The sequence below is a fragment of the Nocardia sp. NPDC056564 genome (assembly GCF_042793755.1).
GTDB lineage: Bacteria > Actinomycetota > Actinomycetes > Mycobacteriales > Mycobacteriaceae > Nocardia.
This window is the reverse complement of the sequence record NZ_JBHTUR010000023.1, coordinates 105,360-120,321: the sequence shown is the minus strand read 5'-3', so window position 1 is coordinate 120,321 and position 14,962 is coordinate 105,360. Positions and strand designations below refer to the sequence as shown.

Annotated in this window: 11 protein-coding genes and 1 pseudogene; 8 read left to right on the top strand and 4 right to left on the bottom strand. The window is 61.4% G+C overall.

From position 1 onward, the window contains the following. The first annotated feature begins 35 nt into the window (after positions 1 to 35). Together ACFQ9K_RS38510 and ACFQ9K_RS38505 are read left to right on the top strand one after the other, a co-directional pair. A complete protein-coding gene (locus ACFQ9K_RS38510; protein WP_378719451.1) occupies positions 36 to 473 on the top strand; it encodes a hypothetical protein in 438 nt (145 codons plus the stop codon). Beyond that, positions 470 to 1,519 (top strand): tyrosine-type recombinase/integrase, encoded by a 1,050-nt coding sequence (locus ACFQ9K_RS38505; protein ID WP_378719453.1) that lies wholly within the window; start codon positions 470 to 472, stop codon positions 1,517 to 1,519. Before ACFQ9K_RS38510 ends, ACFQ9K_RS38505 begins: the two co-directional genes overlap by 4 nt. Positions 1,520 to 1,673: 154 nt before the next feature. Here the strand turns inward: ACFQ9K_RS38505 and ACFQ9K_RS38500 are convergent, their stop codons facing one another. Beyond that, positions 1,674 to 2,315, bottom strand: a complete 642-nt coding sequence (locus ACFQ9K_RS38500; protein ID WP_378719455.1) for a dihydrofolate reductase family protein — start codon at positions 2,313 to 2,315, stop codon at positions 1,674 to 1,676. A gap of 117 nt (positions 2,316 to 2,432) precedes the next feature. Between ACFQ9K_RS38500 and ACFQ9K_RS38495 the strand changes: the two genes are divergently transcribed. Beyond that, the gene (locus ACFQ9K_RS38495; protein ID WP_378719457.1) at positions 2,433 to 2,999 is read left to right on the top strand and encodes a winged helix-turn-helix transcriptional regulator; all 567 of its coding nucleotides are present in this window, start codon (positions 2,433 to 2,435) and stop codon (positions 2,997 to 2,999) included. Positions 3,000 to 4,314: 1,315 nt separating this feature from the next. Then, the gene (locus tag ACFQ9K_RS38490) at positions 4,315 to 5,526 is read left to right on the top strand and encodes a low temperature requirement protein A (protein WP_378719458.1); all 1,212 of its coding nucleotides are present in this window, start codon (positions 4,315 to 4,317) and stop codon (positions 5,524 to 5,526) included. A gap of 298 nt (positions 5,527 to 5,824) precedes the next feature. Here the strand turns inward: ACFQ9K_RS38490 and ACFQ9K_RS38485 are convergent, their stop codons facing one another. Both ACFQ9K_RS38485 and ACFQ9K_RS38480 read right to left on the bottom strand, forming a co-directional pair. Further along, complete coding sequence (locus ACFQ9K_RS38485) at positions 5,825 to 6,511, bottom strand: NADPH-dependent F420 reductase (RefSeq protein WP_378719460.1); 687 nt, start codon at positions 6,509 to 6,511, stop codon at positions 5,825 to 5,827. Positions 6,512 to 6,771: 260 nt separating this feature from the next. After that, positions 6,772 to 7,287, bottom strand: a complete 516-nt coding sequence (locus ACFQ9K_RS38480; RefSeq protein WP_378719462.1) for a hypothetical protein — start codon at positions 7,285 to 7,287, stop codon at positions 6,772 to 6,774. Positions 7,288 to 8,233: 946 nt separating this feature from the next. Here ACFQ9K_RS38480 and ACFQ9K_RS38475 point away from each other — a divergent pair. Continuing rightward, positions 8,234 to 9,598, top strand: a complete 1,365-nt coding sequence (locus ACFQ9K_RS38475; RefSeq protein ID WP_378719464.1) for a hypothetical protein — start codon at positions 8,234 to 8,236, stop codon at positions 9,596 to 9,598. A 502-nt stretch (positions 9,599 to 10,100) separates the two neighbouring features. On the opposite strand, the gene ACFQ9K_RS38470 is transcribed toward ACFQ9K_RS38475, so the two are convergent. Beyond that, a complete protein-coding gene (locus tag ACFQ9K_RS38470; RefSeq protein WP_378719467.1) occupies positions 10,101 to 10,493 on the bottom strand; it encodes a hypothetical protein in 393 nt (130 codons plus the stop codon). Positions 10,494 to 11,097: 604 nt separating this feature from the next. Here ACFQ9K_RS38470 and ACFQ9K_RS38465 point away from each other — a divergent pair. From ACFQ9K_RS38465 to ACFQ9K_RS38455, 3 genes and pseudogenes are all read left to right on the top strand, one after another. After that, positions 11,098 to 11,535: a hypothetical protein gene (locus tag ACFQ9K_RS38465; RefSeq protein ID WP_378984299.1), complete on the top strand. Its 438-nt coding sequence runs from the start codon at positions 11,098 to 11,100 to the stop codon at positions 11,533 to 11,535. Further along, positions 11,532 to 12,668, top strand: a complete 1,137-nt coding sequence (locus ACFQ9K_RS38460; protein ID WP_378726655.1) for a tyrosine-type recombinase/integrase — start codon at positions 11,532 to 11,534, stop codon at positions 12,666 to 12,668. The genes ACFQ9K_RS38465 and ACFQ9K_RS38460 overlap by 4 nt, the downstream gene beginning before the upstream one ends. 337 nt (positions 12,669 to 13,005) lie before the next feature. Beyond that, a pseudogene (locus ACFQ9K_RS38455) lies at positions 13,006 to 14,762 on the top strand (DUF4158 domain-containing protein); the annotation flags it as partial. Positions 14,763 to 14,962: the final 200 nt, after the last annotated feature.

Here is a 14,962-nt window from a genome sequence, read left to right as displayed (position 1 = left end):
GTGTCGTGCGGGAGGTTTGCTGAGCGGGGGTGCGCATGATTCCCGCGTTGGTGCCGCCGCAAGGTCAACTCCAGGAGTTGGTCCATGGTCCAGTACCTACCGACCGGATTGTCCGGGTAGCTGACGGCGATCTCGTCGTCGGCGTGTCGTCGGTGGGCGATGGTGGCCGAATCGCTGACAAGCATCTACTGTCCGCGCTAGGGTGCCGCCCCTCCGTTCGCCTGGAAGTAGCCGTCACCGAAACCGGGGCGCTGCTGCTGTGCCCGGGGGCGCGCGGCACGGTGATCGTGACCGGTAGTGGGCATATCCGGCTGCCGTATCGCCAGCGCCGCCGGGTGAGCCTGTTCCTCGGGGACCGGGTGCTGCTGATCGGGAGGCGCAGCACCGCACGCCTGTTCGTCTATCCCCCGGCCGCGCTCGGCGAGCTGCTGGCGGCCGCGCTGCCGATGCTCGCGGCGGCGGTGACCGAGTGAACGCCCCGGCGGTCGGCGCGGAGACACTCGCCGCGGCGAAGCTGCTGCTCGCCCAAATGGGGATCTCCCCAGCCGACCTGGTCGCCGGCACCACGGTGGCGCCGACCTTCGCCGAGGTGATCCCCCAGGTCCGCGCCACCCTGACGCCGGGCACCCTGCGCACCTACAACGCCGGGCTCACACGCCTGGAACACACCTGGCCCGATCGCCGCCTCGACGAGCCGACCAAGGCCGACTTCGAGGCAATGGCCCGCGACGTCCAGGCCGGCGCGCGAGTCAATCGCGCCTCCCGTGGGGGCACCAGCGCGGTCGAGCACTTCATCAGCGCGGCGCGCTGTGTCTACCGCTACGCCGAGGACAAGGGATGGATCCGCCCCGCCGACAATCCCGCCCGCCGCCTCGCCATGCCGACACGGCGCCCCTCTCACCGCTACGCCATCCCCTCGGCCCGCCTGGCCGAGATTTGTCACGCCACCGCCACCAGCGGCGACGACCCCGAGCTCGACGCGTTGATCCTGCGCCTGCACATCGAGACCGCTTGCCGTCGCAGCGGTGCCCTCGCGCTGCGCCCGCACGACCTCGACCGCGAGCAGTGCCTGATCTATCTGCGGGAAAAGGACGGCGTCGACCGCTGGCAGCCGGTCTCACCGACCCTGATGCGACACCTCGTCGAGCACGCCGAGCAACGACACAGTCCGCTCATGGGTCAGCTGCTGCGCTACCGCAACGGGCGCGCGATCAGCTCACGCCGCTACGACCACCTTTGGAATCGCGTCGGGGAGATCCTGCCGTGGGTCGCCGCCCAGGGCATCACCACCCACTGGCTACGCCACACCACCGTCACCTGGGTCGAACGCACCTTCAGCTACGCCGTCGCCTGCGCCTACGCCGGACACCGCGGCAAAGGCCCCGGTGCCACCGCCACCTACGTCAAGTCCAACCTGGCCGAGGTCGCCGCCGCGCTGTCGGTACTCACCGGCGAACCCCACCCGATCCTGTCCGCACAAATGCCCACCCCGGCCGCGATGACCGCGCCCGCACGCTGATCGCATGGGAAAGGTTCCCCACGGCCGACATCACCCGTGCGCTCACCTCGACGGCGATCCTCGCCCGCGGGTGCGCACGCCGCCGCGTCCGCGTCCGCACATCTTCTGGAGCGTGCTCACCACGGCGGGGCCTTTCCCCTTTTCTGGGGAGTGCTTACGTCCTGGTGAAGGTCACATGGGTGACCGCGGGAGAGCGGACCACCGAGCTGATCGCGTAACCGGGCAGCGTGCCCAGGTCGTCGTAGAGACGCTCGCCGCCGCCGAGCAGAATCGGCACGACCGCCAGATGCATCTCGTCGACCAGGCCGGCTCGAAGAAACTGGCGCACGACCGATGAGCCGCCGCCCAGGCGCACGTCCTTGCCGTCGGCGGCCTTGAACGCCTGCCGCAGCACCTCCTCCGGGGTGTCGTCGACGAAGTGGAACGTGGTCCCGCCCGCCATCGGCAGCGACTGCCGCGGGTGATGGGTCATCACGAACGTGTCGTGGTGGTACGGCGGGTTGTCGCCCCACCAGCCCTTCCACTCCTCGTCCTGCCACTCGCCGCGAATCGGCCCGAACATGTTGCGGCCCATGATGGTTGCGCCGATGCCGACATCTCCGGCCTTGACGAAATCGTCATCGATCCCGGTCTCGCCGCCCTCGGCGCCGGACCAGCCGTTGCCGGTGCGAGTCGCGAAGACCCACTCGTGCAGACGCATGCCGCCCTCGCCGATCGGGTTGTCCGGACCCTGGTTCGGGCCGGCCACGTAGCCGTCCAAAGAGATCGCCAGGTTGCGTACGAGGAGCTTCGCCATGGTCTTGTCTTTCGGTTGAGTGCTTGCAGTTTGCAATCGCTTGGGTACAGACTAGGACGGACTAGTTGTATATTGCAAGCAGAAGTTCGAAGGATTTCGCGGAGTGAGGAGCGGTGGATGCGCGACGAGGGACGCTCGGGCTGCCCGATCAACGCGACGATCGAGGTGATCGGGGATCGGTGGACCCCGCTGGTGCTGCGCGACGTGATGTTCGGCAACCGGCGCTACTTCCGGGAGCTGCTGGCCGCGTCGGACGAGGGCATCGCCTCGAACATCCTGTCCGACCGGCTGAAACGGCTGGTCGCGGCGGGCCTGCTCAGCCGGGAGGACAGCAGGCCGGGGCAGAAGGCGGAATATCGGCTGACCGAGCCGGCCATCCAGCTGGTGCCGATCATGGCCCAACTCGGATCGTGGGGGTTGCGGCACCGGCCGACCACCCGGCAGCTGCGGGTGCGCGCCGAACTGCTCGAGCAGGGCGGCCCCGAGCTGTGGGCGGAGTTCATGGACGAACTGCGGGAGTCGCACCTCGGGATCTCCCGGCCCTGGCCGTGCGGATCCTCCCCCGTCACCATCTCGATGGCCGGAGCCTCACCCAGATCGCCGAGGAGACGAACCGCAGCCGCTCAACCCTCAGCCGGATCATCAACGAGACCGCGCAGACAAAAGCCTCAGAGCAGAACCTGAGGAAGAACTGATCGCGCCTTGAGGCCGCTCCCGCCACCACCGCCGGTCCTTCACAGACGACCAGCGTCAAACACGGTTCCATACCCACCAACTCGCGACGAACGGCATCGCCTGCTCAGGCTGCGCTTCTCGGGTGCCGTCGTGGTTCGAGTCCAGAGCGGCCGTTTGCGTTTCTGGCCGCACTCGCGGCTCTCGATGCCAGCCGCGAGCCACGGCAGTGCCGCGACCTCCACGCACTTGGCCGATGCGTGCAGACCAGTCATGGCGGCTCGAAATGCCTCGCCCGCTGCTCGGAGGCATCAACGCTCCACCTCCTCCGTGGCATTTTTCAGCGGTGCCACCCCGCCGGGGTGTCTAGCGCGGAGCTGTGCGACTCCGCAGCATCGCATAGACCAAAACACGCCGCCGAAGCTGTTCGGGAATCCCACTGAAAGAAGGTCACTGGAGAGCTATCTCGATGCGCTGCGACAAACCGAGGAAGAAGTACGAACATAGGTAGAGGTTGGTCGATCAGGCAGCGTGCGTCGTGTAGCGCTTTTACCGTGGTCATCTGGGGGTGCTGATATCCGCGCCGTAACGAATGTCGGCGTTCTGGTAACTAGCCGACATACAGAGGAAAGCTACACCAGTTCGCCAATCGCGGCATTCGAACTTTGGATCTCATGCAGCCAAGCGGTATGGAATGTCACGAAGGCGGCAAGGAGCGCTTCCTCCCCCGAACGTCTTAGCCGAAACCGGACCGCTGTCCTCCAAAGCTCCGAGAACCACCACGACATTGTCATACGCCCGAACGACGCCCGCGACCGTCACGGGAAACGCAGCTGAGTCGAACCCCACTTCGTGACGATGAAGTATGGCATCATATCCACAGTCCTTCGCATCGCTATCGACCCGATAGCCACATCTCGACAAGTCGGGCACCCTCGCATGACAACATGGCTACGGGCCATGCGGATCAGCCATCAGCGGCAGCCTGCCCCGTCAACCATGGAACGGCGATACTGCCGCCATTACCAGCATTGGGAATAGCGGCAGTATCTGGCGCTTAAAATCGTACCATCGGGGCCACCATAGACGCTACGACCACGGGGATATTCCGAGTTTAGAAGACACGATCACGCGCCACATACGAACACGTAGCCACATCGAAGACGAAGTCCATAATGTTCCTATTCACCTTCTATAATTTTCGTCGATACTGAAGGAGTTTTCACATGGCCGTCGCCCGGCAATGGCCCGAACGGTTCAGTCCACGTATTGCCAGTCCGACGCTGTACATGTTTGTCCGTCCGAACTGAGAACGACGATGTTTTCCATGCCGAGTGCAAAACGGCTCCGTCTTCAGCCGGTGGCCGAGGGCGCTTCGGTGACGCAGCTCGAACTGTTTTTCGACCTCGTGCTCGTCTTCGCGTTCACTATGGTGACCGACCTTGCAGCGGAGCAAACCAGCGCTAAGAACATGCTGCGCGCATTTCTCGTCCTTGCACTGATGTGGTGGTTGTGGGTAGGCTACTCTTGGCTCGGCAATGTGATCCGCGCGGACGAGGGGTTCGCCCGGCTTGCGGTATTCGTCGCCACGGGCGGCGTGTTCATCACCGCACTCACAATTCCCGAAGCCTTTCATGATCTACCCGGCGGTTGGTTTGGTCCGCTGATCTTCGCCTTCGCCTACCTTGCAGTTCGTCTGGTACACGTGATTGTGTTCTGGCTGGCCAGCAGCGACGACGCGGCGCTGCGCCTACAGGTCCAGCGCTGGTCGGTCGGCTCACTGACGATCGGCACGACATTATTGTTAATCGCATCGGCAACCACTGGGCGAGTCCAGATCGCACTATGGATTGCTGCGATCGCCGGCGACTACTTGTGGACCTTGTTGGCCGGCACCGACTGGCGTATAAACTCGGCACGCCATTTCGCCGAACGGTACGGGTTGATTGTCATTGTGGCTCTCGGCGAGTCGATCGTCTCGATCGGCATAGGCGTAGCGGGGCTCCCTATCTCCTGGCCCATCGCGGTCGGCGCCTTGCTCGGGCTCGCCATCTCCGGCTTATTGTGGTGGGCGTACTTCGATGTCGCTGCGCTGTCGATCGAACATCAACTCAAGCGTGCCCAGGGTGCGAGGCAGATCAGGATCGCTTTGATCTCCTACACCTTTTGGCATTTTCCTATGATCGTCGGCATCATCGCCATATCGTTAGGCTTGAAGAAGGTCCTCCATTATGTCGGAGATACATCGAATCACACACTAAGCGAGGCTCTTTATGGGATCCCGTTGTTCGCACTGTACGGGGGGACGGTACTGTACCTGGCAGCGCTGGTAGGCGCCAAACACTATGCCACACAACAGATCAGTGCACATCGGATAGTTGCCATCGCAATACTCCTCACCCTGATCCCAGCGGCCACGAGACTACCTGCCCTCGCGTCACTCTCACTACTCTGTGCAGCACTTGTCAGCCTGATCGTTTGGGAGACAACCAGACTCGCGCAGCCACGGAACCAGATCAGGCATGACGATCAGCACTGAGCCACAGATCGTGATAGAAGTCCGATCGGTCTGGTGAAGGCGAACCGTTGTTGATTCTGCGACCTGACAGCTGTCAATCGGAACTATCCACGTGACCGCAGGTTGCATCTGGGCGGCGACGACGCGGATCGAGAGGAGTTCGATACTGGATGAATTTTCCAATTTTCCAGGCAACTAACCTCAGAGATACCTCGTCGACGGAGCACTTCGCCCCATGTCTCACGACAAAATCTGATCGGCGAAGATACTATCCGCGCCAAGATGGCGGCGTCTACTGCGGCAAAAGCACCGCTGTAATTCACTGCGTGAGGCCGAGTGATATCCGCGCGCCGAGGCCTTGCCGGTAAGCGAGGCGGACGAGCAACATCGACACAGGCTCGATGAAGCGCGCAGCGTCCAGACCTCCCGTGTCAACTACGGTCCCCGGTAGATCAGTCATCAGCTCAATCACTGCTGCCTTCGCCTCAGCATCATCGCCGGCAACAAACATTCCTGCGGGCCTGCCCGCCACCAGCGGATCATCGGAGTGGAGCAGTTCGGCGAAGGTCGGGATGCCTTTTACGACACGCGCACCGTCCGCCTGACGTTGAAGCTCCTCCCCCGCAGACGTCGTAGTACCGATTTCGAGCGCACTCATATCTGAGTTCAACGAATTCGTACAGTCCCACAGCACCGCGCCGTTCAAGTCACCTAGCTGCGTAATTGCGTCCTGCACGGCGTGCCACGGAACAGCGATAGCAATGACGTCGGCCCAAGTCTTGACGTCGGCCGGCGCACCGTGGCCTACGCCGAATTTAGCTGCCGTAGCCGCCAATTTCTCGGTGTCCCGACCGAAGCTTAGTCGAACGCTGTGGCCCGCAAGCGTCAAGCGCTTAGCGAGCGCGGTCCCGAGGCTGCCTGCACCAATGATGCCTACCCTCATCATCTCCTCCTGACAGTCACGCCCACGGATCGCAGGGCCGGAATCGACCCAATACTCCACCATCTTCCGATCCCGTACTCGGATCACACTTACCACTGATGATAAGCGCCGACGGGCCACCACGACAGCTGTCGCCCAGGCATTTCGTGAGCCGCTTTTGCGTCGCCGGCGGCACAGCTAATTGTCTACCTCTTCAGCAATTCGTACTGCACGACACGTCGAACACATTACGCAAGTATTTCGACGGCTCAACGGCCTCAGTTCCAGACAGGTTCGATCTGACACAGTGGTGCCGTACCGAACTAGCGCACGGCACCACTGTGTCAGCCGAAAACATTGGCGATGGAGAACAGCCAGGCCAATATGTTGGCGAGCAACATAACCAATGCGCATTCGAACGCTACCCGCATCCGCCGGACTGTTCGCCCGTTGCTTCTGAAGTCGGCCTCGATTCGCAGCGCTAGATCTCGATACATCTCCGTCATGCCCTTCGTAGCATCGGAGTCGACGTACCGTTTAAACAGCTCGTCAGGCTTGAAACGGAACGAGAGCTCATAGTAAGGCCATAAAACAACCACGGTAAGGGCGCCGATACCGACTAGCAAAACAAGCGCAAGCCAGTCCCAGCTGCTCAACCCGTCGTCCAGCGCACGACTTCCGAGCAGCGAGCTGGCGAAGGAAGCGGCGAAGATTAATGTGCCGGCGCGGTTTCGCAAGCTTTCTACCGCGTCCTGCTGTTGGAGCAATCCCCGAAGGGCCTCTTGATAGATGAATGCGACGCGAGGATCGGCGACATCGCTCGGACCGGGACGTTCTGCCGGGTTTTCCGATGTATACATAGATCGAGTATGAGGCCACACACCGCTTCAACATCCGAACCCGGCGAGGCGGAAGAGTGAGAACTCACCCTTCCTCACCCCCGTCTCGACATTCCCTGGCCACCGCTGGCCCCTTGCATCGGCACAACAGTCCCGTAGAAGCGTTGATCGATGCCACAATCACGTCCATTTCGATGAACGTCCGACCGACATACATGCTCCGGATGCTACCGACCACGGGTGAGGCCAGACCAGTAGGCGCACAGGCGTTTGCGACGGGTACCCGCTGTGACCGGCCTCACGGCCGTTGAAATGTCTGGATTCGCCCTGCGGTCGTGCAGACTGCGTATGCGAACACACGTCCGGTGACTGACCCAGGCGTCGTGGGGTAGCGGAACGATGCCGCTTCGGCTTAGAGGCGGCCATCGGTAGTCACGAATACCTGCTCTCACCGCCGGGAAGCCGATGCTGTCTGCTACGGTCGGGCACACGTAGGCGAGTTCGACGCAGGCCTCAACAGGCCGTCGCTCCACACATTTTCATAGCCATTACATGACGTCTCCACCTTCCGAGTGATGCGCGTCAGTATGACAGGCCGACCAAAGATAAAAGAGAGAAACTATCATCCATTCACCAGACTGCTGGCCTTCGATGCCTTCTGCGGCAGTCATCCATACATATCTGGCGCTGTCACATACGCATCCGAAGGCGGCCTCAACGTCATACCGCTTGCCGACAGATGCCCAGTGCCGATGCAATCAGGCACTCCGGTGGATGCCAACGCTTTGCGAGTGCCCGACGACTACGTAACACAATGGCAGAGTGCTGGTGTTCGTCGTCGACTTGTGCAGTCCCACCGATTAACACGAAGTCGATCGCTGCGACTGCACTCTCATATTTCCAGGATGGCCGTCACGCCAGAGCTCGCGACGTGAAGGAGCATAGGCTCAGGCCTACGTTCGAAGCCTTGTCGGAAAAGAGACAGACTGCCGCCGTCGCCGTGCGTCCGGCGGTCGTGCGCTCGCTAGGAGATGGTTCTGCGATGAATCAGTGGCCCGAATCAGCTCGGGACATGGCCGATCAGGTAGCGAAAGTATTGACCAGAATTGCTGAAAATGATGCTAAGCATTTCATGCTATTGATCCGTACGTATCGAGACGCCGCGGTGGAAGCGAAGAATTTAGATAGACGCCTGCCATCCATGTTCTCTGAGCCGATATTCGACTCTTTACTCAGTTCCAAAGAGTTGGACGACAAACTATATCATGTCACACGTAAAATTCATTCGAAACACGTTTTTAATGAACGCCTGGATAATCTCAGAGGAAGAACTGCAACCACAGAGGAGCTGGCACTCACCGATTACGGTTGTGTCGGGCTGCTGTTCCGACTCCTCGGACGGACCCGATACCAAGAGTTTACGCACGATCTGTACTTCACAGACTCGGCTGCACAGTGGCAATTAGCGAATTTGAATAGGCTCTTCGGCCCGCCCGAGATGGCTACAGGCGTTGTGGTGATGCGGCTGCGAAAACTGGATCGCGCGAGAGCAGATCTGGACGATGCCTTGCATGATAACGAGCTCAGCGGCATCCGTCGAAAGTCGCTGCAGGCACAAGTTAATGAGGCAAGAATACGGATTGAGCACCATGAGCGGATGCTGAAAATCGAGACAAAGGTCGCAAAGGAGCGATGGGCGATGCGCACTCCGCGCGACTGGCATTCGCTTCGACAGGCACGATGGAAAGTAAGTATCGAGGGGCACCTTAGACTACTTACGAAAGGCACGAAATTGGTCGACAAATTCAACCACCTGCTGTCCAGTTCATCCGGAAAGAGCGACTTCTTCTATCGGGTTAAGAATGACGTGGATCTAAGCAGTACCAAAGGCATACCCGAAGCTTTACCTGACAAGAAATTGGCATCAATATCGGCGCGTGGATATTTCAAACATTTCCATTCGGGCCAACAGGCGATTCGCGGCGCCGATGACGCGCCGCTCTTGCACCCCGATTCGCACCGTCGGGCCGGTGTGCCGCATGTTCGGGTGACAGGTCCTGATTACCGTAATTTCAACGCTAATTATTTTGATCAGGTCGACATGACGAATGATGGCCACGCAAAGATGGAGGGTTTCACCTATTTTGACTATGGATGGTATGTACAACATTCACGTGACCAGATAGGTGAGGTGATACACGCTAACCATAACGATCTGCGACACTGGTTTCGTCCGCAGGATCCCATGGTGGTCTACCAATCTGGCATAGCCCGGTTCGCGAAGGTTGTGCCTGGCCAGGATCAATTCGTTTGGGGAATAGCATTTGTGTAAGTTGGAAAGCACGCTACATAATATAGCGCCGAAGCAGAGCGACAAGGGTCAGAATCCGCGCTGACTCCACGGCATAATCACCACCCGACAACCCCGAACCCCAGATGGCCACCATTGCAGCACCACAGCGGATCGCAGGATTCTTCAAGCGACCACATCCATTGGCCAGCAACACCACCAAGATCGTTGACAGCCATGGGTTCCGGCGAGCCTCGTACGCGCGGCACCGGCCATCGATGCGAACACCGCGAGCGCGCGGAGGTACCAGAGCGTTCCACCGGAATGATCACAGCGCCGACCCTAGCCTTTCCGAACGTACACGAGCATCGCAACGATGCTAAAAGACACAGTCCGACTCGGATCGTTGATCGCACCTCCCCAAACTACTTTCTCCACGTCCAACCCACTCATCAAGCTGAACCGGCCGCGAGTATACCGGTCTCTAGTTGTCGCGCCTTATCGACTCACGTCTGCGGCAGGTTGAGGCTTGACCAGAACTTACTCAATTTGGCGGAAAGAAGCGATCAAAGTCTACTTCGGCGCCGATGTAACCGTCAGCGTCTACTGTAACCGGCGTAACTTCGCCGTTGGAGAGAACAAGCCATGCCACTACGTCCTCGCGCGGCGAATCATCATCGTGTGGTCCCCTGCCTCTCATGCAACCGCGCCAGCCACCACCGGGGAGTGCGGCAATGATGCTGTCTGCAGTTTCGAGATGCGAGAAGTCGGCATAGTCGGTAACCGGTCGTCTGGCACCGAGTTGCTCATCGACAACCAAGGCAGTTCCGCTTGCCAGATCCCAACTGTCCACCACCCGTGTCCGGGCAACGAGAAAGTCGTTGCCACTGAAGATGGCAACCCATCCGGTGCCGCCCTGACGGCGCATGAATTCCATGAAAATATGGTCGCTGATCTAAATCTTGATCTACTTCCCAATGCTGACCATACCCGAGTTGCGGGCGACGCAGTTCAGGTTCGCCGCATGTAGCATGCGTAACTCATGTTGCCCATCAGGAACTTATGTTGCCAGAGTGGCACGAACGTGGGTCCGCAGCTAGTGATTCTGGGATCAGCATCGGGCCGGCCGGCCGATCGGGTCCACCGTGACACTTGGTAGCATTTCACGACGGAAACCACTACATTCGCGAATGACCGCGTCACCATTCGCTGACGTAGCGGAACCCGGATTAGCGACAGCGTCGCTGAGTGCGCGGCAGCCGGTGGATTGTTCCCGAACCTGGTTCGTGCTACAGGTTCGCCATTCGATTGCCGCACTCGTCCCAACTGCATCGCCACCGATCTTCGCGGCCATTGCATCGCCGTACAGGCTAGGAGCGAGCCTCCACATTTCTGCCGGAACCCGCAACCTCTGTCGTTGATATGAACACCTGCCCGCGCGTTCGTGCGCCTTTGGATCCTGATCGAAGTGGCGCCGATCCCGAAAATCGGCTTTGATGGAGGAGGGAGAATCAGGCGGCACGGCGAGGAGCCGATGCCCGATGCACACGTTTCAACGACAGTTCGCGACACCGACGAGCCCCGCTCGGCCCCTCGTGGTTTCAGCGCCAAGGACTTCCGACCTTCCCCAAATCAGCAACGCAGGCATTTCACTGTCGGTGCTCAACGACCGCGCAAGGATCGCCGCACGGCGCATTTTCGACGTCATGGGCTGGCCAGCCAGGACTCCGGTCGAGCACATCGTGCTCGACCGGGTCCTCGCCATCCGTGCGGCCGAACCTCGCGGCAGTCGATTCGCCATAGACTCGCGCGGTCACATCCGGTTGCCCGCCGCGGTCCAGCGAGCCACCGGCACCGCACCAGGGGACGCTCTGCTACTCATGGCGATCCGCGCTTGCGGCGTCGTCGCGGTTCTTCCTCCGGCGGTCCTGTTCGATGCTCTCTCGCCTGTCTTGGCTCGCATTGAGGTGCTGGGGTGAGTAGCCACGACCTCGAGGTTGCTCGTCAGGTCTTGGAGCGGCTCGGTATCCGCCCTGAAGAGCTTCTAGCTGCCGGCGACCGGATAGTTCCGACCTTCGGGGAGTTCATACCACGGGTCAGTGTGACGGTGTCCGATGGAGCCCGGCGAACATACGGCCCGTATTGGCGGCGCCTCGATGCGCTGTGGCACGAGCGCACCCTCGACGAACCGACTGCGGCCGAGCTGAGCGAAGTGGTCCAGCAGACCCAGCAGGGAGCACTCAGCAAACGCAATAGCCGCGGTGGGCGCTCGGCCGCCGAGCACATGGTCAGTGCGATTCGCTGCCTGTATCAGTTCGCGGTGCAAGATCGTCATCTGTCCGCTTTCGACAACCCGGCGACGAACCTAAAAGTGCCTCGGCGCCTGCCGAGTACCCGTCGAGCGCTCGCCACAAAACTCGTCCACGATATTCACCGCATCGCGGCCACCACCGGCAACGATGAAGACCTCGATCAGCTGATAGTCCGCATCCATATCGAAACCGCATGCCGCCGCGCAAGCGCGTTGAGCATCTGTGGCGATGACCTCGTTCCCGAGCAATGCTTGCTGCGCCTGCACAGCAAAGGCGGAACGATTCACTGGCACCCCGTCTCCCCGACATTGATGAACCAGATGATCTCCCACACCGCACGCGGTTCCAGCCCCGCCGGTCAGCTGTTGCGCTATAGAAACGGTCGTCCGATCACCCATCGCCGCTACGACCATCTGTGGGAGCGAATCGGACGTTTCCTGCCCTGGGTCGCTATCCAGGGGGTCACGACGCACTGGATCCGCTACACCACTTTGACTTTCGTCGAGCGGAACTTCGGATACGCCGTTGCCCAGCGATTCGGCGCCCACGCCGCACCCTCAGGGAGAGCCGGCACCACCCTGACCTATGTCCAGGCCACAATCGAGGAAGTGGCCGCAGCAGTGTCCGCCTTGACCAACGAACCCCATCCTCTCGCAGCGGAATTCGAGCCCGGCACAAGTTTGCTCGGCACCGAGTCTCCACGCTATCAACCGACCAGCCTGTATCCGGCGAACCCCGCAGACGCGACCGAAGCCCTGAATCTCGCACCGACACCGTGCCGTTCGTGCGTTGAGCGCTGAAATTGAAACACTCGGCAGCGTCGCGTATTCGGCAGAATCGATATCGGCACCCGAGGTGAGCACACGGTTCATCAACCTGGGCTCGATGCCAGGATGGAGGACTTCGGTCGAGGCTCAGGTCAGTATGTCGTTCCCATTGCCACATACATGATCGAGCGCGCCAACCGCGGCCTCATGGGCGCGGCGGTTCCCGAGTTCCCGGCAGTAACGCCGAAAACCAACGGATATGGCGTACCTGCAGCTGAGCGCAGATGAATCCCGGTTCGGTCTGCGGTGATGGCCGGTTGCTGGTTGGCTTGGCTCCCAACGCTATTGGTTGGCATTGAAGGTCGGATTCGTGGCGACGCGGGTATTTGCAGATGGGGAATTGGCGCGTCTGCGGGAGTTCCCAGAGATCGGTCGCGAAGAGTTGTTCCGGTTCTTCACACTCTCGCGGGCGGATCGGGCGTTCGTTGATCCCGGCCGCGGTGGTGGTCCGGCCGATCGACTCGGGATCGCGATCGCGCTGTGCACGTTGCCATGGTTGGGGTTCGTACCTGATCGCGTCGTCACTGCTCCGCCAGTCGCGGTTGCAAGGCTGGCCGAGCAGCTGAAGGTCGACGGTGCCGAGATCGGTTCTTACGGGCGCCGCGCCCAGACCCGCACCGATCATCTGCGGCTGGTCGCTCAGTACTCGGGTTGGCGTCAAGCCGGTCCGCTCGAACTCAAGGAGCTCGGCGAGTTTGCCTGGGCGATGGAACACGATACCCGACTCTGCTGTTCCCGCTGGGTGTCAGTACCTGATCTCAGCGCGGGTGATCCGTCCCGGTCCGGTCACCATGGTTGACCCATCGCCCATGCCCGTGGGCAGGCCCAGCGCGAAACCCTTCGACCGCCTGGCCCACAGGTTCACCCCGGACCGGTGCGTCGAGCTGGACGAATTGCTGGCTACTGACGCCCCGCGGGGGGTCGCGGTTGCGATGGCTCTCGACCGGGCCGGTCGAGGCCCTCGGCGGCCGCAGTGCGCGCGGAGGTCGACAAGCTGGCTTTCCTACACGGTCTTGGCGCGGACCGATTGGATTTGTCGGTGCTGCCCGCCGAGCGGCGGCGGTTCCTGGCCGCCTTGGGCCGTCGGTTGACTCCGCAGGCCCTCGAGCGCCGCGACCCGCAGCGCCGGTATTTGATCCTGCTCACGGTGCTCGCCCAGTCCGGCACCGATGTACTCGACAAAGTGGTCGCGTTGTTCGATCAGGCGATGTCGGTGAAATTCGGTGCTGCCGAACGCAAGATACAGCAGGAACTGGCTGAGTCCGGCAAATCCAGGGAGGACCACCAAGCCCTGCTCGATCATCTCCTGGCGATCGTCACCGACCCGGGAGTGGCCGATGAAGAGATCGGCGCGCTGATCCGCAGTGAGAAGATCGGCTGGGAGCGCCTGCGCGCTGCGCTGGCCCAGGCCAAACCCCGGGCTACCGCGCGGCCACGGACACCTGGCCGCGCTGGATTCCTCCTACAACTATCTGCGTCAGTTCACCCCTGCGGTGCTCGAAGTGGTCCGCTTCGCTGGCGGCACCGCGGCGACCGAACTGCTGATCGCGGTCGCGATGCTGCGTGAACTGAACGCGACCGGTGCCGCAAGGTTTTCGATGAGGCCCGACCGGTTTCGTGCCCACGAAATGGCGCGGCTATCTCGATCAAGCGCGAAAGACCGGCAGCGCCATCGCATATAGACATTACTGGGAGCTTTGCGTGCCGCTGGGGCTGCGGGATGGCTTACGCAGCGGGGACGTGTTCGTTCCCGGCTCACGCCGCTACGCCGACCCGGCCGCCTACCTGCTCACCACTGAGAAATTGGAACCGCAGCGCGACGAGTTCTGCCGCCCGGTCGGCCGTTGCGCCGATCCCGGCGCCGCACTGACCGCGGTCGTCGACGAACTGCACACCGCGGCCGGCGAATTCGACGCGGTGCTGGCCGAGGGAGAGGGACCACTGCGTCTCGACGAGAGCGGGGATCAGATCATCTCGCCGCTGACCGCCGAAGACCTTCCCTCTGAGGCGATCTCACTCAAGGCCGAGTTGACCGAGATGCTGCCGTTCGCGCCGATCGTGAAGCTGAGACGCCCAGCCGCCTTGCCGTGCCAGTCGCTGTATGGTATGAACGAAAAGGCTTCTCAGGCACCCGATTCGACGCACGACTGCGCCCATGCGCTGCTGAGTGCACCTGAGAGGAGGATTCCGTTGAGCCGGACCTTCCAACGGACTTCCCCACCATCGGCTGCTTCACGATGGATCATTCGCTTTCGATCGAGCCGGGT

Coding starts and splice junctions, on each gene's coding strand:
- ACFQ9K_RS38510 (WP_378719451.1), top strand. CDS start 36: ATGATTCCCGCGTTGGTGCCGCCGCAAGGTCAACTCCAGGAGTTGGTC.
- ACFQ9K_RS38500 (WP_378719455.1), bottom strand. CDS start 2,315: ATGGCGAAGCTCCTCGTACGCAACCTGGCGATCTCTTTGGACGGCTAC.
- ACFQ9K_RS38495 (WP_378719457.1), top strand. CDS start 2,433: ATGCGCGACGAGGGACGCTCGGGCTGCCCGATCAACGCGACGATCGAG.
- ACFQ9K_RS38490 (WP_378719458.1), top strand. CDS start 4,315: ATGCCGAGTGCAAAACGGCTCCGTCTTCAGCCGGTGGCCGAGGGCGCT.
- ACFQ9K_RS38485 (WP_378719460.1), bottom strand. CDS start 6,511: ATGGTGGAGTATTGGGTCGATTCCGGCCCTGCGATCCGTGGGCGTGAC.
- ACFQ9K_RS38480 (WP_378719462.1), bottom strand. CDS start 7,287: ATGTATACATCGGAAAACCCGGCAGAACGTCCCGGTCCGAGCGATGTC.
- ACFQ9K_RS38470 (WP_378719467.1), bottom strand. CDS start 10,493: ATGGAATTCATGCGCCGTCAGGGCGGCACCGGATGGGTTGCCATCTTC.
- ACFQ9K_RS38465 (WP_378984299.1), top strand. CDS start 11,098: ATGCACACGTTTCAACGACAGTTCGCGACACCGACGAGCCCCGCTCGG.